Origin of the sequence: Bradyrhizobium brasilense (assembly GCF_029714345.1) — a bacterium.
Classification (GTDB): Bacteria; Pseudomonadota; Alphaproteobacteria; order Rhizobiales; family Xanthobacteraceae; genus Bradyrhizobium; species Bradyrhizobium australafricanum.
The window spans coordinates 3,688,421-3,714,273 of record NZ_CP121669.1 but is presented as its reverse complement, the minus strand read 5'-3'; the positions used below and the strand labels follow the sequence as shown (position 1 = coordinate 3,714,273).

Sequence of the window (25,853 nt, the reverse complement as noted above, 5' to 3'; positions counted from 1 at the left end):
CGGCACCCGTCAAGAGGCGCGCGAGTGCCGGTCCGGCCACCGACGCGCCTGCGCGAGCAGTTCCTGCGCGTCCTTGATCTCGGCAAGGTCGAGCGCCGGATCGAAACCGGCGAGCACCGGCGCCAGCAATTGCGATATCTCCTCTGCCCGGCCGCTGCGACTGTAAAGACGTGCAAGTCCCAGCGCGCTGCGCAGCTCGAACGTCCTGGTCTGCTGCCTTCGAGCAATCTCGAGGGCACGGTGGAAGGCATCCTCGGCGCCGGACATGTCGGGGCTGTGACGACGCGACAGCAGCCCACCCTGCACGCGGTAGAGTTCGGCATCCAGCCAGTGCTGCCCGGACTGCTCCGTCGCCTCGATCAACTCATTGATGATGTCGAGCCCGGCATCAACATGCCCGGCCTCCGCATTCGCCACGGCAATCTGCAATCCCCAGAACGGTTCACAGAGGTAGCAGTCGTTCTCGTGAAGCAAGGACCAGCCGCGCTGCATCTCCGCGAGACCTGCGGCGCGGTCGCCGGCACGCCACTTCTCCAGACCGTTGAGATAGGTGCCGGCGGCGACGTACAGCGGCATCGTGTGGTCGCGCGCCAGGCCCAGGGCCAGGATCGTGTCGGTCTGGCGCAACCTGCTGCCGCACAGCCCGTCGAAGACGGCCTTGTGAACCAGCGCATTGGCGCGCGCGAGCGCGCGCTGTTTCCCGGCGACGTCCACCGCTGCGCCCGCGAGCTGCCGGGCCCGATCGATCTCGCCACGCGGCCAAAGCACCAAAGCGAGAAATCTCATGATGACGAACGGCAAGTCGAGCGTCGACGCCTTGAAGGTTGCCGGATCCGGTTCGGTCGCATAGGCCGCGAAGGCCTGCTCGAGATGGATGCCCGCGTTCACGTACTCGCCCGCGAACCAGGAGGTCACCCCGCTGGTCCAGCGCGCGACGATGGTCGCCACCGGCGACTGCGGGTGCCGCTCCGCTGCGCCCATGATCGCCTCCGCCAACTCCCGCATCGGCGCGAGCTCGCCGTGGGTCAAGCAGGCGTTGAAGAGGCCCGACTGGATCGGCGCCATTTCGATCGGATCATCGATGTCGGAGGCGAACTGCCGGGCGCGGGTCCAGGCGGCGACCGTCTCGGGGGCGCTGTGCCCGAGACTGCCCCGCAGCGCGCGGCCGTAGGCGATTTGCAGATGGAGCCGGCCGATCATCCGATCCGGCTCGTCGGGCAGTTCATCGGCGATGGCGACCGCCTTGCCGAGATGCGCGATCGCCTCGCAATAGGCCGAGCGCTTCAGTGCCTGCTGACCGGCCTTGCGCCACCACGCCAGCGCGGTCTCGCCGAGCCCTGCCTCGGTGAAGTGGTAGGCAACGACTTCCGGCTCGATCTCGGCCATCTCGGCAAATTTGTCGCGCAACACATCGCCAATATGCTTGTGAAGCAATTGCCGGCGGCTCTTGAGCAGGCTCTCGTAAGCCGCTTCCTGGACCAGCGCGTGCTTGAAGCTGTAGCTTGCGTCCGGCGGCACGCCGCGGCGCAGCAGCAGCTCGGCCTCTTCGAGCTGGGCAAGCGCCGCGCCAAGCGTCAGATCATCGCGCCCGGCCACGCTGCGCAGCAGCGCATATGAGAACTCACGGCCGATCGCGGCACCGATCTGCGCCACCTCCTTGACCGGCGCCAGCCGGTCGAGCCGTGCCATCAGCGAGTCCTGCAGCGTTGCCGGGATCGCCAGCGGCGGCAGCGGATTGTCGAGGCGATAGCGCCCGGCATTCTCGACCAGCAGCCCCGACTCCATGACCATCTTGGTCAGCTCCTCGACGAACAGCGGGACACCATCCGTCCGCTCGATGATCTGCGCCATCATCTCGCCGGGCAGCAACCGGCCGACGGTCACCTGCTCGATCAGCGCGCGCGTATCCTGCCGGTCGAGCCGATCGAGCCGCAGCAGGCTGACATTGGCGAGCCCCGCCCATGGCGGCTCGAACTCCGGCCTGAACGTCATGAGCATCAGGATCGGCAGTCCCCTGATCCGGTCGACCGCGAGGTCGAGCAGTTCGAGCGACGTGGCATCGGCCCAATGCACGTCTTCGCAGACGACAAGCACCGGCTGCTGCCGGGCGAGGCCCTCGAGTTGGTCGAGCAGCGCTGCGAATGTCTGCCGCCGCTGCTGCGCCGGGCTGAGGCCGAGCGGCGGATAGCGCTCGCCGGTCGGGATCGACAGCAGCGCTGCGATCAGCGGTGTCACGGTGGGCACATGCTGCGTGCCGAGCGCCAGCATGGCTTCGAGCTTGTCCAGCTTCTGCTCCGGCGCATCTTCCGACCTGATGCCGGCGGCACGCTCGAGCTGGCCGACAAAGGGGTGCAGCGCGCTGTTGGTGTGATAGGGCGAGCATTGATACCGCACACGGCGGTGTGTTCCGGGCGCCAGGCTGTCGGAGAGCATCGCCACGATGCGCGATTTGCCGATACCCGCTTCGCCCGATATCAGCACCGCCTGGCCCTGGCCCTGCCACGCCAGCTGCTGGCGCGACAGCGCAAATTCGATCTCCGCCTTGCGGCCGACGAAGCCGATCGAGCGCGCGGTGCGCACCGCCTCGAAACGGCTTTCCGATGCCGGCTCGCCTTCGACGGCCCACACCGCGATCGGCTCGGAGATACCCTTGACCTCGCGGCGGCCGAGGTTGCGAAGCGTGAACAGATTGCCGAGCAGCCGCCGGGTCGAGGCCGCCACGACCACCACGCCCGGCTCCGCCAAGCTCTGCAGCCGCGCCGCGATGTTCGGCGCATCGCCGACCAGCGCCTGCTCCTCAGACGCGCCGCCGGAGACGAGGTCGCCGACCACGACGAGCCCGCTCGCGATCGCTATCCGTACCGCAACGCCCTCTTCCGCCCGGGTCTCGAGCTTGCCGATTGCAGCGATGACATCGAGGCCGGCGCGCACCGCGCGCTCCGCATCATCCTCGTGGGCACGGGGATAGCCGAAATAAGCGAGGATCCCGTCGCCGATGAATCTGGCAACGGCGCCGTCATATGTCGTGATCACCTGCGCACAGGCTGCGCGATAGGCACGGATCACCTCCCACATGTCCTCGGGATCGAGACGTGCCGACAAGGCCGTCGAGCCGACCAGGTCGCAGAACATCACAGTGAGGTGGCGGCGCTCGGCATCGTGCGGCGAGACCGGCGCGGCGATAAGTTCGGCTTGATTGAGATCGGCGATCGCGCGCAGCATCTTGCGGCGATGGCCGAGCAGGACGCCGAGCCTGTCGAAGTCTTCATCCGTCAGCTCGGGAAGAACGCCGAGGTCGATCCCGTTCTCGGCAAAACGCAGCGCGTATTGCCCAAGTCCCAGCTTCTCGAGCCATTCCGCAATCTGCTGCACTGGCTTCACCGACGGGTTGACGGCTGGCCGAATGGACCACGGTGCATGAACGTTATCGCAATCTGCCCGGAGTGGCACCTTTGTTTTGCGGCATGGGGCAGGAGATGCGAATTGTGCCGTGGCGGTGCCCGGTTACAGCCTTCTGCACGCTAACATTCGTACGAGTGCCGGCGGTCGGTCCCGGCGAAAAAATCGAAGGGCCGCCCGTGGGCGGCCCTTCCTGTCTTACGCGCTCTCGGGCGCCTTGAGACGCACGAGCTTGGTCAGCAGCGCATCGAGGCCCTGGCCCTCGCCCGCATGCAGGTCGATGCGGCCGACCTTCTCGACCAGACGCTCGAGCGACTCCAGCTCCTTGAGCCGCAGCAGCAGAGGGTTCTCCTCCATCAGCCTGGCGGTGTTCAGGAGCGAACGCGTCGCCGCGGTCTCCTCCTGGCGGCGGATCAGGTTGGCCCTCGCCACCCGCTCCGCCTCCACCACCTTGTTGACCAGCTCGCGGATCTCGCCGGGCAGGATCACGTCCTTCACGCCGAGCTCGGTGACCTCGACGCCGCTGTCCGCGACACGATCGCGGACGAAGTCGCGAAGCTCCGTATCGAGCGCCGCCTTCGCAGACAGCACCTCGTCCAGCGTGCGGCCGGCCACCGCCTCGCGGATCGCGAACTGCACCAGGCGGTACAGCCACGCATCCACGTCGGGCACCGTGGCCACGACCCGCTCGGGATCGACGATCCGGCGGAACGCGGTCAGCGTCACGCGCAGCGCGATGCGATCCCTGGTCAGCATCTCCTGCGCCGTGATCTCGACCGCCTGGGGACGCAAATCGAGGCGCTTGACCTCGATCTTGCGGCCCGCGATCCAGAACGCGTGCCGGCCGGGCGCGAGCCGCTCGACCAGCTTGCCCTCGACCGTGAGCAGACCGGCCTCGTGGTTCTCGACCACGGCCTCGGTGATGACGCCGGCCCGGTTGGGCTGGATCATCGCGAGATGGCGTGCCGTGACCCTGGGATCGCTGGTGACGTCGATGCGCTCGACCTCGACCGACGTCGCGACCTTCCAATACACGCGCGTCTGCCAAGGCGTCATCAGTTGCACGGGACGGCCGTCGAGGCTGACGATCGCGATCTCGTTCGCGCGGGTCTCGATCGCCTCGAACAGCTCGTCGGCGAGATCGGGGCGCGCGGCCTTGATCACCGCGAAGCGATCCGCGGGGAATTCGGTCCGCACGACGCTGAACAGCTCGGCCTTGAGCTGATGCACGGGATCGAACAGGCGGTGACGTCCGGGCGCGAGCACCTGCTCGAGCCGGCCGTCGCGCATCAGCAACGCGCGCTCGCCATCCTTCACCGTCAACTTGGTCGTCAGGAAGTGCCAGGTCATGAGACGCCTCCATCGTTTGCCATCAGGCCCATGGGCCAGAGAGCGGGTTGCATTTGGCAAAGGACGTGAGGACGCGAACGCGGCTTCCTGTCAGCCAAGCGGGCCGTGGCTTGAAGCTTGCGCGATGACGGGCGCACGCGCGCGTTCGCGCGACGAATGTCGCGCGGCTGCGCGGAGCCACCCGGCATCAGCGCAAGCGGTATCCACCGCGGCGCAAAGCCGGTCTCACAGTGTCGATGTTCGGACGAAGAGCCTTGCGGCAGGACGGCCGGACTGCGACTGAAGCGCGCGTCCGGTCCCCTTCAGAGGTATCAGCTTTGCAGGCTGAAACGGAGCGCTTGGAGCGGGAATCGAACCCGCGACCCGATGAGTATCATTCACCTGCTCTAACCAACTGAGCTATCCTTTGTGAGAGACCGGATTCGAACCGATACCTTCGGGATTTCATCCCCGACGCTCGACCATGAGCTTCATCTCGCGATCTTCATTTCGGCGGAACACGACACCGCAAAGCGGCTCGCGCCGGTCGGGATCTCAACGAGCCCGAACCCATGGCCGAAGCGAAGGAGCGGGCTAATAGACGAAGCCCGTTCAGGTTGCAAGAGGATTGCGCATGATTTTTTCATGACGGGGCGGTGCTGTGACCCACGCGTCGCAGCACGTCCCGTCATTGCGAGGGCACCTCACCCCCTCTGCGCGGCATCCTGGAAGCAGGCGCGCAGCCAGTCGATGGTGACGCGCGTTGCCGCGTCGCGCTTGAGATGGTTCTGCACCAGGAGCCAGACGTCGCGTCGCTTCGGCAGCAGCGTGGCGCGCAGACGGCGGTCGGTCAGCAGGCCGGCGCAGCTGTGCTCCGGCAACACGCCGACCGCGTGATGCGACTGGATCAGCGTGTGGATGATACGCACATTGTCGGTCACGCAGCGTGCGCGAAGCCGCTTCGTGCGCAGGAACTGCATTTCCGGAATCGCTCCGAGATCGTCGGGATAGGCGCACAGCATCACATCTCCCGCTGTCGTCGCGGCCGGCTCGAAGAAATACGAGCGGACCTCGGCGAGCTTCGAGATCGCAAAGTCGCCCTTGTCGGGCTTGCGCAAGCGGATCGCGAGATCGGCCTCCCAGCGCGAGAATTTTACGTTGTCGCTCGACGTCAGAAACTGCAGCGTCAGGCCCGGATGGGCGCGCAGGAATTCACTTGCCCGCGGCGCCAGCACCTCCTCGGCGATCGCACTGGTGGAGGCGATGCGCAGCCGCCCGACCGGACCAGGCAGGCTTTCGCCGATCCGGCCGATCTCCTCGGCATGCGCCGCCATTGCCTCAATATGCGCGAGCACCATGTCGCACTGCCGGGTCGGCTTGCGGACGCCATCGACGGCCTCGAACAGGCGCAGGCCGAGCGCGCGCTCGATCCGCGCCAACCTGCGCCCGACCGTGGTCTCGTCAATGCGCAGCCGCGCGCTGGCGCCGGCGTAAGTGCCCTCGTCCCTGACGGCCGCGATGATGCGAAGATCGTCCCAGTTCATGGCGGCAGGCTACATCGCGCGGCCGCCGCCTGCAATAACGCAGCCACCGGCTGCAATATCCCTGCATAACGGCAGGCCGATCCCGGGCTATGTTATCGGCGACACATCCGCTGGAGAACGACCATGACGTCAGCCAAGACATTGATGCAGCTTGCCGGTATCGACCTTACCCCGCCGCGCCTCGGCGACAGCTGCCTGGTGCTGATCGATATCCAGAACGAATATCTTGCAGGTCCGTTGGCGCTGCCCGACGCCAACCCGGCGATTGCGCGCGCCACTGCATTGCTCGCGCGCGCCCGGGAGAGCGGCGCCGCGATCATCCACATCGCGCACAAGGGCCAGCCGGGCAGCCTGTTCGACCGCAGCGCGGAGCGTGGCGCGATCGTCGCGCCGCTGGCGCCGCGGCCGGGCGAGATCGTGATCGAGAAGCAATTGCCGAACGCGTTCGCCGGCACCGACCTCAACGCGCAGCTTGCCGCGACCGGCCGCAAGGAGCTGGTGCTGGCCGGCTTCATGACGCATATGTGCGTGAGCTCGACGGCCCGCGCCGCGCTCGATCTCGGCTTCCGCACCACGGTCGACGCCGACAGCTGCGCCACCCGCGATCTGCCCGACGGCGTCGGCGGCACGATCGCCGCAAGGCTGATTCACGACGTCGCGCTCGCCGAACTGTCCGACCGCTTCGCGATCATCGCCCGCGGCAACGCGCTTGCCTGAGGGCCGCCCCGCCCGGCGTTGCGCTACTGAAACGCGACCTCGGCGAAGCTGCGCAGCTTGCGCGAATGCAGGCGTTCGGATTCCTGCTGCTTGAGCCGCTCCAGCGCCTTGAGACCGATCTCAAGGTGCTGGCCGACGCGCTGGCGGTAGAATTCGCTGGCCATGCCTGCGAGCTTGATCTCGCCGTGCAGCGGCTTGTCGGAGACGCACAGCAGCGTGCCGTAGGGTACGCGGAAGCGGTAGCCGTTGGCGGCGATCGCCGCCGATTCCATGTCGAGCGCGACCGCGCGCGACTGCGACATGCGCCGGATCACCTGCGGCCCGCTGATCTCCCAGTTGCGGTTGTCGACGCTGGCGACCGTGCCGGTGCGCATCAGCCGCTTGAGCTCGAAGCCGGTGAGCCCGGTCACCTCGCCGACGGCTTCCTCGAGCGCGACCTGCATTTCCGCAAGCGCCGGGATCGGCACCCAGAGCGGCAGCTCGTGATCGAGCACGTGGTCCTCGCGCACATAGCCGTGAGCGAGCACATAATCGCCGAGCCGCTGCGTGTTGCGCAGTCCGGCGCAGTGCCCGATCATCAGCCAGGCATGCGGCCGCAGCACCGCGACGTGATCGGTGATGTTGCGCGCATTGGACGGACCGATTCCGATATTGATCAGGGTAATGCCGCGATAGCCGGGCCGGACCAGATGGAAGGCCGGCATCTGCGGGACGCGTTCGGACGGGGTCCCGGTGGTGCCGCCGCCGAGCCGCGCATTGTGCGTGATCACATTGCCGGGCGCGACGAAGGCCTCGAGACCGGCCTCGCCCGACGCAAGCCGCTGCTGGGAGAGCTGCACGAAGGCATCGACATAGAACTGGTAGTTCGTGAAGATCACGAAATTCTGGAAGTGCTCCGGGTCGGTCCCGGTGTAGTGGTAGAGCCGGCGCAGCGAGTAATCGACTCGCGCCGCGCGGAACAGCGCCAGCGGCTCCGGCACGCCCGGCGTCAGCTCAAAGGTCCCGTCGGCGATCGCATCGTCCATCGCCGCGAGATCGGGCGTATCGAAGATGTCGCGCAGCGACCTTGTGAACGCCGAACTGTCGGCGATGGTCAGCGCCGCCTCGATATTGATGTCGCGGCGGTAGGCGAAATGGATCGGGATCGGTTCGTTCGACTCGCCGATCTCGACCGCCACACCATGGTTCTTGATCAGGAGCCCGATCTGCTCGGTGAGATAGGTCCGGAAGATATCCGGCCGCGTGATGCTGGTCTCGTGGACACCGGGTCCTGAGACGAAGCCGTAGGCAAGCCGCGAGTCGAGCCGCGCGTGCGACGAGGTCGTGATGCGGACGAACGGATAATGCGCCCGCACCCGCGTCGTGAACGGCACGCCGTTGACATAGGCCTCGAAACGATTGCGCAGGAAGCCGGTGTTGCGCTCGTAGATCTCTTCGAGACGGACAACCGCGGCTGCGGCATCGACGAACGCTTCGGTCGTGATCGGCGGCGGGGTTTCGATGGAGGGCGTGGGAGACATGTTCGCGTTGCACCAGATCCGTTGCCGAGCTTGGACTCGCTCTGGATCAGTGCAGTATAGCGACTATGGCATCTAGTTCCAGACGTCGATCAGGCCGCAGCGGTGGGCCGCTGCCCGCTCTGACTACTGAATCCGCGCGAGCACCGCGAGACGGCGGATGCCCTTGTTACGGTAGGCGTCGAGGAACGCGTAATAGTCCTTGAACGAGACGCAGCCGTTGGAGTCGCCGTTCGGACCGAGCATGAAGGTGTGCGCGAGCAAGCCGTCGCGGTTGAAGATCTTGCCCTCGCCGCCGATCGGATTGAGCCGCAGTGCCGGCACGCCGTGGAACAGCGCCTCGCGCGGCTTGAGCTCGTAAATGTGCGGCGGCGTCACGCCGACCATCTTCAGATGCGAGGACCTGGGGTCGTCGAGCCTGGAGCCGAGGCCCGAATGCGCCTCGAGGCGCGTGCCGTCGGGCAGGTACACGGTCTTGGCCGAGATGTCGTAGACCGCGGTCTGACGGTCATAGGGCGGCGAGCCGCCGAGCATCGGGTTCTGGTCCAACGTCGAGGGGATGCTGCCGGTCACGTTCGCATCGGCTGAAGCGAAGGAGAGCAGTCCGCCGCTCGACTCCCGCTTGCCCCACAGCTTCTCGACCATGGTCTGCCGCTCGTTCGACGCGATCGACATCACCGCGGCCTTGGCCCGCGCGGCCATGTCGCGAACGCCGCCGGACTTCGCAGCCTGCTTGGCCTCGGCAGGCTTCGCCTCGGACGCCTTATCGGCACCCTTGGGCTGAACGTCCGCAGCGGGATCGTTGAGCGCCACCTTCAGATTGGCGGCGGCCTGCTTCTTGGCGGTCTCGACCGACTTCGGCGCCGGCAACGCCTTCGATGTCTCGGCAAGCTCCGCGGAGGCGACCGCCCTCGCCGCTTCGGCGAGCTTGGGCGCAGCGGCCTGCTTGATCGGGTCGATCTGCGATGCGGCGTCAGCCACGACGCTGGATGCGACGCCCTCGGGCGAGGCGGCCGCAAACCGATCGTTAAACATAAGCGACGATGCCGGGGCTTCCGACTTCGCGACCTCGGTCTTCGCGGGCGCCGCCGGTGCCGGCGTCAGGGACGCGAACACCTCGTTGAAGGCAGGCGTCGGCCGCGCATCGACCGCGACGGGCCGCTTCACCACCGGCGCATCGAACGACGCACTACCCACCGACGGATAGACGCTCGCCGCAAAAATGTTGGCGTAGACGGTCCAGGCGCAGCCAAGCACCAGCCCCGCCACCGCGGCGCTGCCGAGGAAATGCTGTGGGAGAATTTTTCGGGAGGATTTCTTGCGGCTTGGCGCCCCAAGAACATACGCACTCGCACTCGTACCCATACGCCCGGCGCTCAAAACAGGTCCACCTTTGTCCCTCACTCGACGCGGGGTCGAACGGGTGTTCGGCTCAACGTCGCGCGGGGGCACAGACGGCCATTAAGGCGACTTTTAGTTAAATGCGACTTAACCGGATGCGATCCCCTGCAGCGCGGGAAGTGCCTGTGGCGTAGGGCTTTTTTAAGATGACATTGGACCGCCAAAGCGGCTTTTCTGTCCCATCATGGGACATTCCGGCATGCCGCTCCAGCGCGGCATACCGGAATATATTCAGGAGAGAATTTCCTTGCCGATCGCCCCGTAATCGCGCGGGGATCGAGCAAAAACCATCTCTCAGTAGCTGAGCTTCGGATACCAGTCCTTGCCGCGTCCTTCAGGCGTCGTGTCGAGCAAGGTCCACAGCGGATCCATGTCCGGCGCGCCGCGCGGGTCCTGGCCGGGGTCCATCGTGCCCGCCCCCATTTCGCCGGCCCAGAAATGACGGATCGTGCCGTTGTGGCGTGTGAAGACATTGTAGCCCGGCAGGTCGCTGTCATCCTTGTTGACATAGTCGCGCGTGTAATCGCCCGATGCATCCGAGTAGATCCTGTGATGCGTCCAGCCGCGCGCCTTCTTCGCCTCGATCAGGCGTGCGATCGGCGAGCGCGCCACGAACACGAACGACACGCGCTGCTCGATATCGGGCAGCTTCTCCTCCCACGTGCTCATGAACGACGTGCACATCGGACACGGCTTCTCGCGCTGCGGGCCGTACATGTAGCTGTAGATGATGAGTGTCGGCTTGTTGCCGAACAGATCGGCGAGCGATGCCGCGCCGGACTCGCCGGTGAACTCATAGGGCTTGGTCACCTCGCCGCCCGGCGGCAATGCGCGGCGCAGCGCGGCGACGCGCTCGATATGCCGGCGCAGCTCAATCTCTTCGACAAGCAGTTCCTGGCGGGCGCGGCGATACTCGGCGCTCTCATTGGGAAAGCGCCTGACATTGGTCGTGGCGAGCTCGGTGGCGGGCTTGAGGACGGAACTGGTCATGGTTGGAACCTCGCGTGGTTGACGGGCTGTCTGGAAGACGAGCCGGCCCCGGACGATCCGACACTTAACGGCGAGGATTTTATTGGAGTTCCGGCGGCGGGGAACGGTCGAGGATCTCGCCCTTTGCACCTTCCAGCAGGTCGAGCGCGTAGGTCTCGATGGTCAACGGCCCCCGCATGCGTTTGGCCTCGGCCACCGTTTCGACACGGGCGAAATTGTCGCGCAGCGAGGCCGGCATCGCCTGCTCGACCTCGTGCACATAGAGCAGCTTGCCAGCCAGTTGCGCCGGGCTCGGCTCTTGCATGTTGACCCAGCGAATGCGCTGGCCCTGCTGGGCGACGCAGGTGCCCTTGGGGAGATAGAAGACGAGCCAGCCCGTGGTGCCGTAATCCGCCGCCAGCACGCAGCTCGCGCCGGTCCGCACGCGGGTCGCCTCGATCTCGTCCGCTAGCTCCCGCCAGCCGACACCGACGCTGCGCACGGTGGCGTCGCGGCGGTAGCCCGAGAGCAAACCGGTGTTGGCCTGCACGATCAGCAGCGCGAACAGCACGACGCCGACGGGCGCGGCCCAGCGGCGGCAGAAATCGATCGTGCGCTGCTCGCGCGGCGCCCACTGCACCTGGACTGCCGCGACCGCGGCCGCCACGGCAAAGGCGGGATAGACCGGCGCGAACCAGTTGGCCTCGACCCGTGCATGCAATGCGTGCCAGGTGAAGTAGACCACGATGGTCCAGAACATCGTGTTGACCAGCGCGCGCGCCTCCAGCGCGCCGGCGCGGCGCCGATAGAGCGCGTAGAGGCCCATCACGCCGAGAATGAAGACCAATGGCGTTGCGAACGCAAACTGGGTCGGGATCAGCTCGGCGATGTAGGTCGGGCGGAAATCCTCGATCCGCGCCCGGCCCATCTGCTTGATGAAGGACACCCAGTGGTGATCGGCATTCCAGCGGATGACCGGGCTGAACAGGCCGAGGGCGACCAGACCGCCGAGATAGAGCCAGGGCGAGAGAAACCAGCGCCGCAGCTTCGGCACCATCGCAAGCCAGATCAGGATCGCCGGACCAAAGAACAGCGCTGAGTATTTCGACAGCAGCGCCGCGCCGGCGCTGGCGCCGACCGCAAGCCACCATTCGCCGCGACCGCTCTCCAGCACCTTTGCGAGCGCATACAGCAGGAGGCTGGCAGCGACCAGCAGCGGCGCATCCGGCGTCACGATCAGCGTGCCGACGGCGGCCATCAGCGTGACATTGAGCAGGATCGTTGCGCTCGCGGCGATGCGCCGGCCGCCGAACAGGATGCCGGCCGCCCGGTAGATCGCCCAGCTCATCGGCAGTGCGAGCAGGATCGACACCAGCCGCACGCCGAACGGCGTATCGCCCGCGATCATGGTGCCGAGCCGGATCACCACCGCCACCATCGGCGGATGGTCGTAATAGCCGCCGGCGAGCGCCTTCGACCACATCCAGTAATAGGCTTCGTCGAAAGTCAGCGGCGTCCATGCCGCGGCGGCCAGCCGCAACACGACCAGCGCGCACACCGCAAGCGCGGTGTTTCGGGCCAGCCGCGCCTCGCTCGCGTTCATGCCGCCGTCATCGCTTGCGCCAGACGAACAGCCCGGACATCGCGTAGTTCCAAACCACGCCCATCAGCGCGCCGGCTGCGCCCGCCAGCCACCAGATCGGCTCCTGGTCGTAGACCGAGAACGCGACGCCGACATTGGCGAGCAGGCCGACGCTGCAGACCAGATAGAACAGCAGCAGGCCGCGCAGGATGCCAAAGCCCTTTAGCCGCTGATCGCGATAGGTCAGGAAATTGTTGAGGATGAAATTGCTGGTCATGGCGACGATCGCACCGGTGGCCTGGGCCTCCGGGAATGGCGCCTTGAACAGTTCAAGCGCGATGAACAGCACGGTGAGGTGCACCACCAGGCCGAGCCCGCCGACGGCTGCGAACAGAATGAAGCGCAGCGAGATCAGATCATTGGTCAGCTTCGCCAGCACCAGGCCGAGGAAGTCGAGCGCGACCATGGAGTCGAGCTTGCTCTCGCCATGCTGGCGAGCACCGAAGGTGTAGGGAATTTCGACCGCGCGCAGCTTGCCCTCCGCCGTCGCCACGACGTCGAGCAGAATCTTGAAGCCTTGCGTCGACAGCTGCGGCGCGAGCTGCTCGAAGCGGTCGCGGCGGATCATGAAGAAGCCGCTCATGGGGTCGGCGATCTCGACCTTCAGCGTGCGGCGCGCGATCTCGGTGGCGAAGGCGCTGGCGCCGGCGCGCTGCTTGTTGAAGCCGTCGGCCTTGTAGCCCTCGATATAGCGGCTGCCGACCACAAGCTCGGCCTCGCCGCTCTGCAGCAGCGCCACCATCTTCGGCAGTTGGGTCTCGTCATGCTGCAGGTCGGCGTCCATCACCGCGGCATAGGGCGCGCTCGAGGCCAGGATGCCCTCGATGCAGGCGCCGGACAGGCCGCGCCGGCCGATCCGGCGGATGCAGCGCACGCGGGAATCCTTCCGCGCCAGCGCGCGCACCACGTCCCAGGTTCCGTCGGGCGAATTGTCGTCGACGAAGATGACTTCCCAGGACACGTCCTTCAGGATCGCGTCGAGCCGGCGGTACAGCACCGTGACATTGTCGCGTTCGTTGAAGGTCGGGACGACCACCGAAAGCAGCGGCAAGCTTGCTGCCTGCGATGAGGTTTCGGGGCTCGGCTTGATGGCTTGGTTCATGAGCGCCAGCGTATAGCCGCAGCCTCTCCCGCTGCCAAGGCAGGCCGACCCAAACGCACGCTCGGAAAGCGGGAAAACGGGGTAAAACACCCCTGAAAATGCCAACGACCACGAACAAGGGGCGCGCGTACATCCGGCGCAGCCAATCAATGTCGTGGTCGTCCGGCGCCGGAGCCCTGAAGCTGCAACGTCGCCGTTGGAAGCAAGATAGGAAGGCCCCAGGCGGTCCGCAAGGGGCGCAGGAGGCGCTAGTTGTTCGGGACTTCCCGGATCACCGGGCCGCGTGGCGCCGGGGCTGCAGGCGCGGCTTCCGCGGCGGGAGCCGCCTGCGGCTGCGCGGCGGACCGGGTCGGGTTGCGGAGCTGGCTCGGCGACGGCCCGTAGATGAACGCCGCCGCCAGCGCGACGGCCGCGACCAGTGCGCCCAAGAAACCTGCCGTCGATTGTGATCTCATGCCGATGATCCCCTCGCCTGCGCGGATTGATATCAAAAATCGGCCGGCCGCAACAGGATTTGGGAACCTATTTGGCCGCGGCCTTGCGCCGGGTGAAGGCGGTCACGATGTCCTTCTGCGCGAGCTCGATCGCGCGGTTGGCGGTCGTCAGATTCGCGTCGGCGTCCTGCTTCGGAAATTGCAGCGACAGGAAGTCGATCAGCGACACACGGAAGTTCTGCCGCTCCGACGGACAGACATTGGCGATCAGCGAGGTGAACTCCTGGTCGGACATCGCCTTGTTGCTGTCGCGGGGATATTCGCGGGCGAGACAATTCCAGTAGGCGTCGCGGCCGGTGATCGCGAGCTTGTGCGCATCGTCGACCTCGTCGGCCATTGCAGCGGAGGACATGATCAAGAGGGCGGCCGCAACCAGCATGCGCATTGTTGTTCTCCATTTTGGCGCATCGTAGCGAAGAGCGACAGCGACGATAAGCACTGCCGCGCCGATCTGGCAAACTGGCCAATCACGATTATTTTGATTAGTCTTGCTTCCTGTTCCCTCCCTCACGATGAGTGCAGTCGTGGCCAAAGCTCCCACCAAGGCGACCAAGACAGACACCAAGGCAACCAAGACCGACGCAGGCAACATCTATATCGGCATCGGCGGCTGGACCTTCGAGCCGTGGCGCGGGGTGTTCTATCCGGAGAAGCTCGCGCAAGCGAAGGAGCTGTCCTACGCCGCCTCCAAGCTGACCTCGATCGAGATCAACGGCACCTATTACGGCTCGCAGAAGCCGGAGAGCTTTCGCAAATGGGCCAGCGAAGTGCCCGACGGCTTCATCTTCTCGCTGAAGGGACCACGCTTCGCCACCAACCGCCGCGTGCTCGCCGAGGCCGGCGATTCGGTGAAGCGGTTCTATGATTCGGGCGTGCTGGAGCTGAAGGACCGGCTCGGGCCGGTGCTCTGGCAGTTCGCGCCGACCAAGAAGTTCGACGGCGCCGATTTCGGCAAGTTCCTCGAGTTGCTGCCGCGCAAGCTCGACGGCCGCGCGCTGCGCCACGTCGTCGAGGTCCGCCACGACAGTTTTTGCGTGCCCGAATTCGTCGCCCTGATTCGCGAGCACGAGGTACCGGTGGTGTTCGCCGAGCACGGCAAATATCCGGCGATCGCCGACGTCGCGAGCGACTTCGTCTATGCGCGGCTGCAGAAGGGCAATGACGAATTGAAGACCTGCTATCCGCCGAAGCAGCTCGACGCCTGGGCCAGGCGGTTTCAGGACTGGGCCGGCGGCAGTGAGCCCGACGACCTGCCGAAGGTCGAGAAGGCCGCGCCCAAGAAGGCGCCGCGCGACGTGTTCGCCTATGTGATCCACGAGGGCAAGATCCGCGCGCCCGCCGGCGCGATGGAGCTGATCGAACGGGTGAAGTGAGCGACAACCGATGGCGAAGGCCAGGAAGCTGTTCACCATCGGCTACGAGCAAACGCCGTCCAAGGCGGTGCTCGACGAGCTCGAGCAGGCCGGCGTCAAGCTGCTGGTCGACGTCCGCGCGATCGCCTCCTCGCGCCGGCCCGGCTTCTCCAAGACCCAGCTCGCCGCGGGCCTCGACGAGCGCGGCATCGGCTACGTCCATCTGCGCGGCCTCGGCACCCCGAAGAGCGGACGGGAGGCGGCGCGCAGCGGGCAATATGCGCTGCTGCACAAGATCTATTCGGCGCACCTCAAGACGGCGCAGGCCAAGGAAGAGCTCGACGAGCTGTCGGCGCTGGTCAAGCAGTCCGGCCCGGTCTGCATCCTCTGCTACGAGCGCGACCACGAACACTGCCACCGTCGCTGGATCGCCGAGATCATCGAGGAGCGCGACGGCGTCAGGATCGAGAACCTGGCGGCGCCGCAGGTCTAGCCCGCCCCGCCCGGCACGTTCAGCGTCCCCTCCATCATCGTCACGCAGCCGCCGCCGACATGCACCGACGTCACCGCGCCGGCCTGCTTGCGCACGCGCGTCAGCAACAGGCTCGGCCGGCCCATGTCGACGCCCTGCCCGATCCGCAGCCGCAATTCGCCATCGCGCGCAGGATCGATATCAGCGAGCAGCGCCGCGCAAGCCGCGGTCGCGCTGCCGGTGGCGGGGTCCTCGGACAGGCCGCTGGCACCCGGATGGAACATGCGCGCCTGCAGGTCGAGCGGCTGCTCGCTCGCCGGCACGTCGCGGGTATAGAAATAGACGACGTCGCGGCCGATCTCGGCCAGCGTCCTGGCGAACGCCGCAGCATCGGGCCTGGCGCGCTTCAGCGCCTCGCGCGAGGCGATCTCGACCACCAGGAACGGCAGCCCGACCGAGACGACCTGCGGGACATGCCGATCGGTCTTCACGTCATCCGCCGTCAGCGACAGGCACGCGGCGGCATCGGCCGGGCTCACCTCATTGGTCCGCTGCAACGCCTGCGGCGCGGTCAGCTCGGCCCCGATCACATTGCCGCCATCGGACCGGATCTCGACCGGCACGACGCCCGCCTTCTCCTCGAACCTCAAGCGCGCCGGCGCCTTCGCGGCCCGGCTCGCCAGCACGAAGGCGGTGCCGACATTGGGATGGCCGGCGAACGGAATTTCCGAGCGCACCGTGAAGATGCGAACCTGGGCGTCGTTGACCTTGTCCTGCGGCGGCAGCACGAAGGTCGTCTCGGAATAGTTGAACTCGGTCGCGATCGCCTGCATCGCTTCGGTCGACAGCCCTTCGGCGTCGAGCACCACGGCGAGCGGGTTGCCGCCGAAGGCGCGGTCGGTGAAAACATCGACGGTGACATAACGCCGCTGCATCTTGCTTGTCCTTATGCTTCGGTCATTTCGATGACGTCACCGTAGCACAGCCCGCGCGATGCCCTTCAGAGCACTCGGTACAATCGCGGGCAAGTTACATGCAGGCAGCTCGCGCGGCTTGAGGAGACGTGCGTGATTGCCTCGGATCATGCGAGCGTCGCCACCTACCCCAACTGCCAGACGTGCACCGGGTGCTCGTAGCCCCGCACCGGGATCTCGCCGCGCGACACTGCGTCCTTGCAGTCGTCGCCGAGTGCCTCGCGCACCGCGGAGGAAATCAAAAACTGCGAGCCGAGCTCCTTGTTCAGCGCCTCGAGCCGCGCGGCGAAATTCACGGTGTCGCCGATCACGGTGTATTCCTTGCGCCGGGGCGAGCCGATATTGCCGGCGACGACCTCGCCGATGTGGATGCCGATGCCGATGCGCAGCGGCCAGCTCGTCGCCGCGTTGGTGCGCTCGTTCGCCGCGAGCATTTCACGCGCGGCGGCGACCGCCTGATGCGCGGCGTCGCCGGTCTCGAACGGCGCACCGAACAGCGCGAGAAAGCCGTCGCCCAGAAACTTGTTCACGATGCCGCCATGACGATCGAGGATATCGACCAGCACGGCGAAGGCGCCGTCGAGCCTGTCCACCACCTCCTGCGGCGAGCGGGTGCGCGCACCCGAGGTGAAACTGCGGAAATCCACGAACATCACCGCAACACGGCGGATGTCGCCGCCGGTGCCGGCACCCTCCGTCATCAGGCGTTCGACCACCTGCGGCGAGACGTGCTGGCCGAACAGATTGGTGATGCGATCGCGCGCGGTGGCGGCCGCGATGCTGGCCGCGAACTGCCGGCGCAGCTGCATGCCGACCGCGCCGGCCAGCACGCCGCAGATCAGGATGATCGCGCTCCGCGCGGCGTGATAGTAGATGCTGGTCTCGGCCGCGCCGCCGCCCGAGGGATGGAAGAACACCGCCATGTAGAACAGCTCGACCGCCGCGACGAAGCCGGTGAAGGTCGAGAGCCAGAAGTCGAGCCGCAGCGTCGACAGGATGATGAAGACGAAATAGATCAGCGGCGCCACGAAGCCGAGCGCCTCCTGCGGCCCCATGCTGTTCATGTGCAGCGCCAGCACGACGGTCGGCAGCGACGTCTCGACCAGCACGCCGATGTAGCGCCGGACCACCGGCAGGTCGCGCCCCTTGCGCATGTGCCAGCTGATCGCCCCGTGCACCCAGATCTCGAACAGGATCAGCGGAATGGTGACGTAGAAGACGTAGACGGGGCTGAGGTTGCCGTGCCAGACGCGGCTGACCGCGTCGGGCGCAAAGAAATACACCAGCAGACTGATCGCCGCGAGGGCAGCGGCGGTAGCGATCAGCACCTTGATGCGGAGCAGCTCGGTGGTCATCACCTCGCGCATCAGGGCGTGATGGAAGTCGGCGGATACGGTTGTGTCTGCCGCTGCGCTGTTTTTGTCCGAAGATTCCGCCATGCCTCCCACCCCGCCATTCCGGGGCGCGAAGCGAACCCGGAATCTCGAGATTCCGGGTCCGATGCTTCGCATCGCCCCGGAATGACGATCATTGATGGCATCCATCATAGCCTCAATCGAGCGTGCGGCGGAAGCGCGTCACCGCGATCGTCATGGCAAACAGCATCAGGGCGACCAATGCGGCGGTGTCGTATTGCAGGTTCTGCATCGCCGCGCCCTTCAGCATGATGGCCCGGACGATGCGGACGAAATGGGTCAGCGGCAGCCCTTCGCCGATATATTGCGCCCAGACCGGCATGCCCGCGAACGGAAACATGAAGCCGGACAGCAGGATGCTCGGCAGGAAGAACATCATCGAGAGCTGCATCGCCTGCAGCTGGTTCTGCACGATGGTCGAGAAGGTGTAGCCGATCGACAGGTTGGTGGTGATGAACAGCGTGGTGAGCAGCGCCAGCAGCGTAAGGCTGCCGAGGACCGGCACGCCGAACAGCAAAATGCCGATGGCGATGATCAGCGTGGCCTGGATGAAGCCGACCAGCACATAGGGGATGATCTTGCCGAACATCACCTCGACCGGCTTGATCGGCATCGACAGCAGGCTCTCCATGGTGCCGCGCTCGATCTCGCGCGTCACCGAAAGCGCGGTGAAGATCAGCATGGTCATGGTCAGGATGGTCCCGACCAGGCCGGGCACGATGTTGAGGCGCGAATCCGCCGCCGGGTTGTAGCGGGCGTGGGCGCGGATTTCGAACGGCATGTCCGGGGGATCGCCGACGTGCAGATCATGCGCCAGCGCCGATTGCACCAGCGGCCCGAGTGCGCCGAGCGCCGAGCCCGACGCCACCGGGTCGGTGGCATCGGCCGCGACCAGCAGCGCCGGTCTGTCACCGCGCCGCACCGCGCGCTCGAAGCCGCGCGGGATCTCGACGCCGAACAGCACCTTGCCGGATTGCAGCAGCTCGTCGAATTCCTCGACGGTGTGGACCTCGCGGACAAAATGGAAATAGGCGGTGTTCTCCATCGCCTTCAGGATCGAACGGCCGAGATCGCTGTCCTCCTGGGTCAGCACCGCGGTCGGCAGATTGCGCGGCGTGGTGTTGATGGCGTAGCCGAACAACGTCAGCTGCATCACCGGCAGCATGATGATCATGGCGAACGAGACGCGGTCGCGGCGAAGCTGGATGAACTCCTTGACCAGCATCGCGTAGCTGCGCCGCCAGAAGCCGAATGCCGGCTCCCTCGCCTCGCTGTTCTGGATCGTTTCCGTTGCGCTCATCGCAATTATCCCTGGAAATTATCCCTGAAAGTTGTCCTTGGAGCGCCCCATCAGGTCGATGAAGACGTCCTCGAGCGACGGCTCGCTGGCCTGCCAATGCCATTTCGAATTGTCCCGATAGGGCGCGATCGCGGCCTCGAGCGCCGCCTTGTCGCGGCCGGAGACGTGCAGGCTGGTGCCGAACGGCGCCACCATGTCGACGCCGGGCTTGTCCGTGAGTTCGGCCATCAGGCCGTTGAAATCCTCGCCGGTCACCGTCCAGGTCGACAGCGCGGAGGCGGCGATCACCTCGTCCACCGTGCCATGCGCCAGCAGATGACCGTAGGCGATGTAGGCGATCTCGTGACAGCGCTCGGCCTCGTCCATGTAATGGGTCGAGACCAGCACGGTGAGGCCTTCGGCGGCGAGCGCGTGGATCTCGTTCCAGAAATCGCGCCGCGCCTTGGGATCGACGCCGGCGGTCGGCTCGTCCAGCAACAGCAATTGCGGATTGGGCAGCGTGCAGGCGCCGAGCGCGAGCCGCTGCTTCCAGCCGCCGGAAAGGTTGGCGGCGAGCTGCTCCTCGCGGCCCTTCAGGCCGATGCGCGCGATCATGTCGGCCGCGGCGCCGCGCGCATCCGGCATGCCATAGAGCCGCGCCACGAATTCGAGATTCTCGCGCACCGACAGATCCTGGTAGAGGCTGAAGCGCTGCGTCATGTAGCCGACCTTGCGCTTGATCTTGTCGGCATCGCGCCGGATGTCGTAGCCGAGGCAGGTGCCCTCGCCGCTGTCGGGCGTCAGCAGGCCGCACAGGATGCGGATGGTCGTGGTCTTGCCGCTGCCGTTGGGACCGAGGAAGCCGTAGATCGAACCGCGCTTGACCTGCATCGACAGGTCATGGACGACCTCGCGTCCGCCGAACGACTTGGTCAGGCCCTTCACGTCGATGGCGATGGAGGGTGCGTTGGACCGCGCGCTGGTGGAGCCGCCGTTCATCTGCGCTCCGCCACCGGCGTCTTGGGATTGAGGTAGATGCTGATCGGCTGACCGACGCGCAGCACATCGGGCCGGCTCGGCCGCGCCTGGATCAGATAGACCAGCTTGTTGCGCTCATCGAGGCTGTAGATGACCGGCGGCGTGTACTCCGCCGTGGTAGCGATGAAGTAGATCTTTGCCGTGAGGTCGGCGGCGCAATTGTCACAGGTCACCCTCACCTCGTCGCCGAGCGCGAGCTTCGGCAGCTCGGGCTCCGGCACGAAGAAGCGCAGCTTCATGTTGCCGGGCGGCATGATCGACAGCACCGGGCGCTGCGCCTGCACCATCTCGCCCTCGCGGAAATAGATCTGCTGGATCGAGCCCGCGATCGGCGCAAAGCCCTTGCGACGGTCGAGCCGGGTCTGCGAGGTGTTGACCCGCGCCTCCGCGACGCGCAGCGCCGAGACCGCGGAATCCAGATTGGCCTGGGTGCCGGCGCCGGTGCCGCGCAGCGAGGCCGCGCGATCATAGCTCTGCCGCGCGTTGGCGAGGGTCGCGTTGTTCTGGTTGAGATCGGCGCGCTGCAAATCGTCGTCGACCGAATAAAGCAGATCGCCGGGCTTGACCTCGTCGCCCTCGCGCACATTGAGCTTGATGACGCGGCCGGATTCATCGGGGCTGACGAAGATCATGTCGGCCTCGACCCAGCCCTGGAAGCCGGGATCACGCTTCTCCTGGCAACCGGCCAGCGCCGCCGCCAGCAGGACTGCGGTCACGAGCTTCATGATGCGCGAGACGGTCATGGCTTGCTCCGTTCGCCGAAGATCAGATCGAGATGAACCTTGAACATCGCGAGGGCATCGAGCGGCGCGTGCCGGGCAAACAGGCTCTGCCAGATCACCGCGACGATCGCGGGCGCCACGACGAGTTGGGGAAACTGCGCGAGCTGGCGCTGCCTGATCTCGCCGCGCGTGATCGCGAGCTGGATCAGCGCCTGCATCGCGGCCATCCCCTTCGACACCACCTCGCGGAAATAGAAGTCGGCGATCGCCGGGAAGCGCGGCCCTTCGGAGACGATCAGGCGGATGATGTCGCCGCGCCGGGTCGACACGACCTCGCGGATGAAGGTCTCGGCGAATCTCTCCACCGCATCGCGCACCGGGCCGGTGATGGTCGGCGGCGCGGCCATGCGATTGACCAAGGGCACGACGGCGGTGCGGATCAGCTCCTCGAACATCGACTCCTTGTCCTTGAAGTACAGATAGAGCGTGCCCTTGGCGACGCCCGCCCGCTTGGCAACATCGTCGAGCCGCGTCGCGGCAAAGCCGCGCGCGATGAACTCGTCCATCGCCGCCTCGACGATCGCAGCGCGCCGCTCCGCGGATTTCTCGGCGCGGTTCGCGGCAGGCTTCGCCTCGGGCAGCTTTGCCGAGGCCACCTTCGGGATCCTCGCTGCGGCAGCTCGGATCGTGGTGGTCCGGCGCCTGGCAGGCCGGGAGCGGTTCGCTTCTTGGATGCGCTTTGTCATGGCCATATTATGACTGACCAGTCAGTCATTGTCAACATGTTCAGAGAAAACGCCTGCCGGCCGGAAGCGTTCCTGTCGGCCTTCCCGGCTCCTCAGGGGGCGCATAGGTTCGCGATCTCGCGGTGCAAATGCCCGAATTTGCTGCTTATTTCCGCCCCTCCGGGGAACAGTGGGCGCAGGGAAAGCCCGCTCGCACCCACGGGCCCTGCGCAACAAGAAGGCGCAGGGGTGGCACCACAGGTGTAACCGGAGCAATCCGGCTTTCCCTGCGCGACGGGCTACGGCTCACTTCGTGCTCCCCCCGGCGAGATTGAGGGGATTTTGATACAAGCGATCGGCTGGGGGAAACACCTATGAGCGATTGGCTACACAACCTTTCTGTGCCGTGGATGGCCTTCATCGTCTTCGGCTTCACCTATCTTGTTGCCGTTCTCATTTTCGCAGGCGTTGCGATCCTGTCGACCAAGGAGCGCGCAACGTCCTTCAAATCGATCTCTCCCGGCATGTTGCCGGTGCTCGGCATCCTTTTCGGCCTGTTTGTCGCATTCACCGCGGCACAGGTCTGGAGTGACAGTGATCGCGCCACCGCGGCGGTGAGCCGCGAAGCCAGTTCGTTGCGGGCGGTCATCTTGCTCGCCGGCGGCCTGCCGCCGGAGCAGGAGGCGCGCCTGCGCGGCCTCGTTCGCGACTACGTCGAGGAAACGGTCGCCGTGGAATGGCCGATGATGGCGCGCCAGGCTGCATCGCTCAAGGCAGCTCCTCCGGCGCTGACCGCGGCGTTGCGGCTTGTCGTATCAACGCCCGCGCAAAACCCGGGCCAGCAGACGACGCAGCACGAGATCATCACCAATCTGAATTCGGCACTCGATGCGCGACGACAACGGATCATCGTCAGCCAGACCGAAGTCGACTCGATCAAATGGTGGTGCCTCTACCTTCAGGCCATCTGCGAGCTATTGGTCATTGCCCTTGTTCACTGCGACAACCGGTTGGGATCCGCCATCGCGATGGGACTGTTCGCGACCGGCGTGGCCACGTCGGTTCTGCTGATTGCCGCGCATGATCGACCATTCACCGGCCAGATATCGATTGCGCCGACACCGTTGCTGCAGATCATGCCGGACAAGGAGGCGAGCCGATAAGCGCCGGACCGCACTACGCGCGCACTCGGCTACGTGTGAAACTTCAGCCCGTCGAGGATCTTGTCGACCACCTTGCGGTCGGCGCGAATGGCGAGGCCGACCAGGTTGAGCTCGCTGCGCACGACCGCCTTCACCACCTCGCGGTTGGCGGCGTCATGCGTGGTCTTGAACATGTCCTCGGTGTAGAGCGCCGGCTGCACGTTGCGCGCCAGCGCGCGCTCCAGAGCCCGCGACAGCGCGGGCCCGTCGGCGCCGTAGATCAGGATCGGCTGGCCGATCAAAGAGAGATATCTGGTCCCCGAGCCGTCCTCGTAATTCTCGCCGATGCATTCGGGAAAGGAAGCGGCGATGCCGCCGGCAAGAAACGACGCCACGTTGAGCTTCTGCCAGACTTCCAGGTCGGTGCGGATCACGACCGCGATCTTGGTGTCGAACTGCATGGCGATAAATCTATCCGCAGGTTGACGACGAACGCCAGTTCTGACCGCGCATCCCTCATCTGCCCGCCAGGCGCTGACGTTAGTTTCTTGAGCAACCCACGGGCGGACCCTGCCCGCCTGAAGGGCGACGTCGCGGCTGGCGAAGCTGATATCGCTGCGGCGAAGAAGCTCAACCCACACGTCGACCGCTAGTGTCCCGAATCCGAAGTTCGCATCATTTGCCGCACCTTCGGAGCGAACTTCGGATTCGATAAGGACACTAGCAAACTTATGATTCTAGTGTGCTTTATGAATGCGAAGTTCGTGAAAGTGGCTGCCGCGAAATCGCACGAACTTCGCATTCAGCACACTAGCCGCGCGACGTCGCAAAGGCCCGATCCGTGCCGGGACGGAAAGCGATAGTCAGCTCCTGCGCCGCGTAGTAGGCTTCGGGCGTTCGATGACCATCAGCATATTTCAGGGCATTGCATCATGATCAGCAAGGCCGATGTTGTTGTTATTGGTTCGGGCGGATTGGGCGCGGCCACAGCCTATTACCTGAGCAAGCGTGGAGGTCTCAGCGTCGCCCTTGTCGACAAGCATGAGATCGGATCGCAAACCTCCCCCCGCGCTGCAGGCATGGTGAGTTGCGCGCGCAAGAGCGACTTGATGATTGGCCTCATCAAGGACGCATGCCGCAAGATCGAGGCGTTCACGGAAGAAACCGGCCAGCCGCTCGACTGGGTGCATTCGGGCAGCCTCAAGATTGCGCGCCGGCCGCAGGACGCCGAAGTGATCGAGGAAGATTTCGCGCGCGGACGCCGCACCGGCCTCGACGTCGAGCTGATCTCTCCGGAAGAGGCGAGCGGTCTCAATCCGTTCTTGCGGCCGGCGGGCGTCGTTGCGGCGATGCGGATCGGCGACGACCGGTATTTCGACCCGGCGCAGGTTGCCGTCGGTTTCGCCACAGCCGCCGCGTCCAACGGTGCAACCTTGCTGCCGAAGACTGACGTGCGCGCCGTCAACATCGTCGGCGGCACCGTGATCGGCTTGACCACCGCGAACGGCGTCATTGAAAGTCCGGTTGTCGTCGATGCCGCCGGTGCGTGGACGCGGCAGGTCGCGGAGGCGAGCGGCATTCGCGTGCCGCTGGTGCCGACCCGGCAGCAATTGATCGTCACCGAACCTTTGGATGGCGCCCGGGCCGACCTGCCGATGATCCGCATCATGGATGCCGCGGTGTATGCCCGCCCGTGTCAGGGCGGCTTCCTGTGGGGTGTCTACGAGGAAACGCCGCGCTTCTTCGATATGCAATCGCTTGGGGCCGGCTTCGACGTCAAGGACATGCCGCTCGATATCGGCGTGCTTCATGCCGCCGCCGATGAGGTCAAGGACCAGCTCCCGTTCCTGCAAACCGCCAAGGTGCGGGAGTTTCGCGGCGGCATTCCGACGATGACCGCCGACGGCCATCATATTCTCGGCCCGGCCGCCGGCGTGACCGGTTTCTATTTTGCGAGCGGATGCAACGTCGCCGGCCTGTCGATCTCGCCGACCGTCGGCGAGGCGCTCGCGGCCTGGATCGTGGACGGCAAGCCGCCCGTCGATCTATCGCCGATGTCGGTCATGCGGTTCAAAGACCAATCGTGGTCCGAAGACCAATTGGAGCGCGACGCCGCCTGGCAATACCGACACTTCTATGGCGCCGTCTGAGCGCGGCTCGGAGTGCAGGCCATCAGCGCTTTGCCCACCAGGCGGACCTTGCGGATCGGCGACTGCCCTACCCCTTGGCGTCGCAGGCCCAGGCGCGGATCACGCATTCCTTGCCGCCATAGTCGTAGCACTTCTTGGTCGCGGCATTGAGCGAGCTCGAGATCTTCGGCGCCACGGCATAGCCATGGGCGCCGCACGGATTCTTCATGTCGATCGAAAGCGCGGCGCAGGCGCGCTTCATGGTGACGGTGGTGCAATCGCCCTTGCACTGCTTCAGCGCGGCGGCGCGCGCCGCGCCTTCCGCCGGATAGTCGTAGGCCTGGCCATACGCTCCGCACTTGCCGACCGCGAACGCGCCGGCCGCGCGCGCCTTGGGCACGAAGGTTTCCACGGAGAAACGCGTGGCGCCGAGCAGCAATGTCAGGACGAGAATCGTCAACGCTCGACGCTGCGCGACGGCGGTCGAAATG

23 protein-coding genes and 2 tRNA genes are annotated in these 25,853 nt (G+C 65.8%); 5 read left to right on the top strand and 20 right to left on the bottom strand.

The window, feature by feature from the left end; all coding sequences use genetic code 11:
- Positions 1-9: 9 nt before the first annotated feature.
- From QA635_RS17280 to QA635_RS17260, 5 genes are all read right to left on the bottom strand, one after another.
- Positions 10-3,372, bottom strand: a complete 3,363-nt coding sequence (locus QA635_RS17280) for an adenylate/guanylate cyclase domain-containing protein (RefSeq protein ID WP_283070562.1) — start codon at positions 3,370-3,372, stop codon at positions 10-12.
- A 225-nt stretch (positions 3,373-3,597) separates the two neighbouring features.
- Positions 3,598-4,749 (bottom strand): slipin family protein, encoded by a 1,152-nt coding sequence (locus QA635_RS17275; protein WP_283070560.1) that lies wholly within the window; start codon positions 4,747-4,749, stop codon positions 3,598-3,600.
- Between the two features lie 338 nt (positions 4,750-5,087).
- Positions 5,088-5,154: transfer RNA gene (locus QA635_RS17270), tRNA-Ile, on the bottom strand.
- A 2-nt stretch (positions 5,155-5,156) separates the two neighbouring features.
- Positions 5,157-5,228 (bottom strand) — tRNA-Phe (locus QA635_RS17265).
- Positions 5,229-5,432: 204 nt separating this feature from the next.
- The gene (locus tag QA635_RS17260) at positions 5,433-6,272 is read right to left on the bottom strand and encodes a LysR family transcriptional regulator (protein WP_283070558.1); all 840 of its coding nucleotides are present in this window, start codon (positions 6,270-6,272) and stop codon (positions 5,433-5,435) included.
- 123 nt (positions 6,273-6,395) lie between these two features.
- Here QA635_RS17260 and QA635_RS17255 point away from each other — a divergent pair, with 123 nt between their 5' ends.
- Positions 6,396-6,989, top strand: coding sequence for a cysteine hydrolase family protein (locus QA635_RS17255; RefSeq protein ID WP_283070556.1), 594 nt, complete (start codon positions 6,396-6,398; stop codon positions 6,987-6,989).
- A gap of 23 nt (positions 6,990-7,012) precedes the next feature.
- Here the strand turns inward: QA635_RS17255 and QA635_RS17250 are convergent, their stop codons facing one another.
- The 7 genes from QA635_RS17250 to QA635_RS17220 all read right to left on the bottom strand — a co-directional run bounded on the left by QA635_RS17250 (position 7,013) and on the right by QA635_RS17220 (position 14,499).
- On the bottom strand, positions 7,013-8,509 hold the full coding sequence (locus QA635_RS17250) for an AMP nucleosidase (protein WP_283070554.1): 1,497 nt from the start codon (positions 8,507-8,509) through the stop codon (positions 7,013-7,015).
- Positions 8,510-8,632: 123 nt separating this feature from the next.
- The gene (locus QA635_RS17245) at positions 8,633-9,775 is read right to left on the bottom strand and encodes a DUF2778 domain-containing protein (protein WP_341850427.1); all 1,143 of its coding nucleotides are present in this window, start codon (positions 9,773-9,775) and stop codon (positions 8,633-8,635) included.
- A 426-nt stretch (positions 9,776-10,201) separates the two neighbouring features.
- Positions 10,202-10,897 (bottom strand): DUF899 family protein, encoded by a 696-nt coding sequence (locus QA635_RS17240; protein WP_283070553.1) that lies wholly within the window; start codon positions 10,895-10,897, stop codon positions 10,202-10,204.
- A 79-nt stretch (positions 10,898-10,976) separates the two neighbouring features.
- Entirely contained in the window at positions 10,977-12,479 is a 1,503-nt protein-coding gene (locus QA635_RS17235) for a glycosyltransferase family 39 protein (protein WP_283070551.1), read from the bottom strand.
- Positions 12,480-12,486: 7 nt separating this feature from the next.
- Positions 12,487-13,620 carry a glycosyltransferase gene (locus QA635_RS17230; protein ID WP_283070549.1) on the bottom strand — a complete coding sequence of 378 codons (1,134 nt, stop codon included), beginning with the start codon at positions 13,618-13,620 and terminating at the stop codon, positions 12,487-12,489.
- Positions 13,621-13,868: 248 nt separating this feature from the next.
- Positions 13,869-14,075 (bottom strand): hypothetical protein, encoded by a 207-nt coding sequence (locus QA635_RS17225; protein WP_057018442.1) that lies wholly within the window; start codon positions 14,073-14,075, stop codon positions 13,869-13,871.
- Positions 14,076-14,142: 67 nt separating this feature from the next.
- A complete protein-coding gene (locus tag QA635_RS17220; protein ID WP_283070546.1) occupies positions 14,143-14,499 on the bottom strand; it encodes a hypothetical protein in 357 nt (118 codons plus the stop codon).
- Between the two features lie 139 nt (positions 14,500-14,638).
- Between QA635_RS17220 and QA635_RS17215 the strand changes: the two genes are divergently transcribed.
- Positions 14,639-15,487, top strand: a complete 849-nt coding sequence (locus QA635_RS17215; RefSeq protein WP_225163757.1) for a DUF72 domain-containing protein — start codon at positions 14,639-14,641, stop codon at positions 15,485-15,487.
- 10 nt (positions 15,488-15,497) lie between these two features.
- Positions 15,498-15,959: a DUF488 domain-containing protein gene (locus QA635_RS17210; RefSeq protein WP_283070544.1), complete on the top strand. Its 462-nt coding sequence runs from the start codon at positions 15,498-15,500 to the stop codon at positions 15,957-15,959.
- Here QA635_RS17210 and QA635_RS17205 read toward each other — a convergent pair.
- From QA635_RS17205 to QA635_RS17180, 6 genes are all read right to left on the bottom strand, one after another.
- A complete protein-coding gene (locus tag QA635_RS17205) occupies positions 15,956-16,873 on the bottom strand; it encodes a PhzF family phenazine biosynthesis protein (protein ID WP_283070542.1) in 918 nt (305 codons plus the stop codon). The two genes, QA635_RS17210 and QA635_RS17205, sit on opposite strands and share 4 nt — an antisense overlap.
- A 164-nt stretch (positions 16,874-17,037) precedes the next feature.
- Positions 17,038-18,351, bottom strand: coding sequence for an adenylate/guanylate cyclase domain-containing protein (locus tag QA635_RS17200; RefSeq protein ID WP_283070540.1), 1,314 nt, complete (start codon positions 18,349-18,351; stop codon positions 17,038-17,040).
- A 112-nt stretch (positions 18,352-18,463) separates the two neighbouring features.
- Positions 18,464-19,627: an ABC transporter permease gene (locus QA635_RS17195; RefSeq protein WP_141339985.1), complete on the bottom strand. Its 1,164-nt coding sequence runs from the start codon at positions 19,625-19,627 to the stop codon at positions 18,464-18,466.
- Between the two features lie 18 nt (positions 19,628-19,645).
- Entirely contained in the window at positions 19,646-20,605 is a 960-nt protein-coding gene (locus tag QA635_RS17190; protein WP_057018437.1) for an ABC transporter ATP-binding protein, read from the bottom strand.
- Positions 20,602-21,387: an HlyD family secretion protein gene (locus tag QA635_RS17185; protein WP_283070537.1), complete on the bottom strand. Its 786-nt coding sequence runs from the start codon at positions 21,385-21,387 to the stop codon at positions 20,602-20,604. The genes QA635_RS17190 and QA635_RS17185 overlap by 4 nt, the downstream gene beginning before the upstream one ends.
- Entirely contained in the window at positions 21,384-22,118 is a 735-nt protein-coding gene (locus tag QA635_RS17180; RefSeq protein WP_283070536.1) for a TetR/AcrR family transcriptional regulator, read from the bottom strand. Before QA635_RS17180 ends, QA635_RS17185 begins: the two co-directional genes overlap by 4 nt.
- Positions 22,119-22,465: 347 nt before the next feature.
- Here QA635_RS17180 and QA635_RS17175 point away from each other — a divergent pair, with 347 nt between their 5' ends.
- On the top strand, positions 22,466-23,254 hold the full coding sequence (locus tag QA635_RS17175; RefSeq protein ID WP_482151238.1) for a bestrophin-like domain: 789 nt from the start codon (positions 22,466-22,468) through the stop codon (positions 23,252-23,254).
- A gap of 29 nt (positions 23,255-23,283) precedes the next feature.
- Here QA635_RS17175 and QA635_RS17170 read toward each other — a convergent pair whose 3' ends face one another.
- Positions 23,284-23,694, bottom strand: coding sequence for a DUF2000 family protein (locus QA635_RS17170; RefSeq protein ID WP_283070535.1), 411 nt, complete (start codon positions 23,692-23,694; stop codon positions 23,284-23,286).
- A gap of 471 nt (positions 23,695-24,165) precedes the next feature.
- Here QA635_RS17170 and QA635_RS17165 point away from each other — a divergent pair, with 471 nt between their 5' ends.
- A complete protein-coding gene (locus QA635_RS17165; protein ID WP_283070534.1) occupies positions 24,166-25,383 on the top strand; it encodes an NAD(P)/FAD-dependent oxidoreductase in 1,218 nt (405 codons plus the stop codon).
- 67 nt (positions 25,384-25,450) lie between these two features.
- Here QA635_RS17165 and QA635_RS17160 read toward each other — a convergent pair whose 3' ends face one another.
- The gene (locus QA635_RS17160) at positions 25,451-25,801 is read right to left on the bottom strand and encodes a DUF4189 domain-containing protein (RefSeq protein WP_420888210.1); all 351 of its coding nucleotides are present in this window, start codon (positions 25,799-25,801) and stop codon (positions 25,451-25,453) included.
- Between the last annotated feature and the right edge of the window lie 52 nt (positions 25,802-25,853).

What these genes read in the sequence shown, in the direction of transcription:
- QA635_RS17275 (WP_283070560.1), bottom strand. Translation starts at nt 4,749, where the DNA reads ATGACCTGGCACTTCCTGACGACCAAGTTGACGGTGAAGGATGGCGAG.
- QA635_RS17260 (WP_283070558.1), bottom strand. Translation starts at nt 6,272, where the DNA reads ATGAACTGGGACGATCTTCGCATCATCGCGGCCGTCAGGGACGAGGGC.
- QA635_RS17255 (WP_283070556.1), top strand. Translation starts at nt 6,396, where the DNA reads ATGACGTCAGCCAAGACATTGATGCAGCTTGCCGGTATCGACCTTACC.
- QA635_RS17250 (WP_283070554.1), bottom strand. Translation starts at nt 8,509, where the DNA reads ATGTCTCCCACGCCCTCCATCGAAACCCCGCCGCCGATCACGACCGAA.
- QA635_RS17240 (WP_283070553.1), bottom strand. Translation starts at nt 10,897, where the DNA reads ATGACCAGTTCCGTCCTCAAGCCCGCCACCGAGCTCGCCACGACCAAT.
- QA635_RS17235 (WP_283070551.1), bottom strand. Translation starts at nt 12,479, where the DNA reads ATGAACGCGAGCGAGGCGCGGCTGGCCCGAAACACCGCGCTTGCGGTG.
- QA635_RS17230 (WP_283070549.1), bottom strand. Translation starts at nt 13,620, where the DNA reads ATGAACCAAGCCATCAAGCCGAGCCCCGAAACCTCATCGCAGGCAGCA.
- QA635_RS17225 (WP_057018442.1), bottom strand. Translation starts at nt 14,075, where the DNA reads ATGAGATCACAATCGACGGCAGGTTTCTTGGGCGCACTGGTCGCGGCC.
- QA635_RS17220 (WP_283070546.1), bottom strand. Translation starts at nt 14,499, where the DNA reads ATGCGCATGCTGGTTGCGGCCGCCCTCTTGATCATGTCCTCCGCTGCA.
- QA635_RS17210 (WP_283070544.1), top strand. Translation starts at nt 15,498, where the DNA reads ATGGCGAAGGCCAGGAAGCTGTTCACCATCGGCTACGAGCAAACGCCG.
- QA635_RS17205 (WP_283070542.1), bottom strand. Translation starts at nt 16,873, where the DNA reads ATGCAGCGGCGTTATGTCACCGTCGATGTTTTCACCGACCGCGCCTTC.
- QA635_RS17200 (WP_283070540.1), bottom strand. Translation starts at nt 18,351, where the DNA reads ATGGCGGAATCTTCGGACAAAAACAGCGCAGCGGCAGACACAACCGTA.
- QA635_RS17195 (WP_141339985.1), bottom strand. Translation starts at nt 19,627, where the DNA reads ATGAGCGCAACGGAAACGATCCAGAACAGCGAGGCGAGGGAGCCGGCA.
- QA635_RS17190 (WP_057018437.1), bottom strand. Translation starts at nt 20,605, where the DNA reads ATGAACGGCGGCTCCACCAGCGCGCGGTCCAACGCACCCTCCATCGCC.
- QA635_RS17185 (WP_283070537.1), bottom strand. Translation starts at nt 21,387, where the DNA reads ATGACCGTCTCGCGCATCATGAAGCTCGTGACCGCAGTCCTGCTGGCG.
- QA635_RS17180 (WP_283070536.1), bottom strand. Translation starts at nt 22,118, where the DNA reads ATGGCCATGACAAAGCGCATCCAAGAAGCGAACCGCTCCCGGCCTGCC.
- QA635_RS17175 (WP_482151238.1), top strand. Translation starts at nt 22,466, where the DNA reads ATGAGCGATTGGCTACACAACCTTTCTGTGCCGTGGATGGCCTTCATC.
- QA635_RS17170 (WP_283070535.1), bottom strand. Translation starts at nt 23,694, where the DNA reads ATGCAGTTCGACACCAAGATCGCGGTCGTGATCCGCACCGACCTGGAA.
- QA635_RS17165 (WP_283070534.1), top strand. Translation starts at nt 24,166, where the DNA reads ATGATCAGCAAGGCCGATGTTGTTGTTATTGGTTCGGGCGGATTGGGC.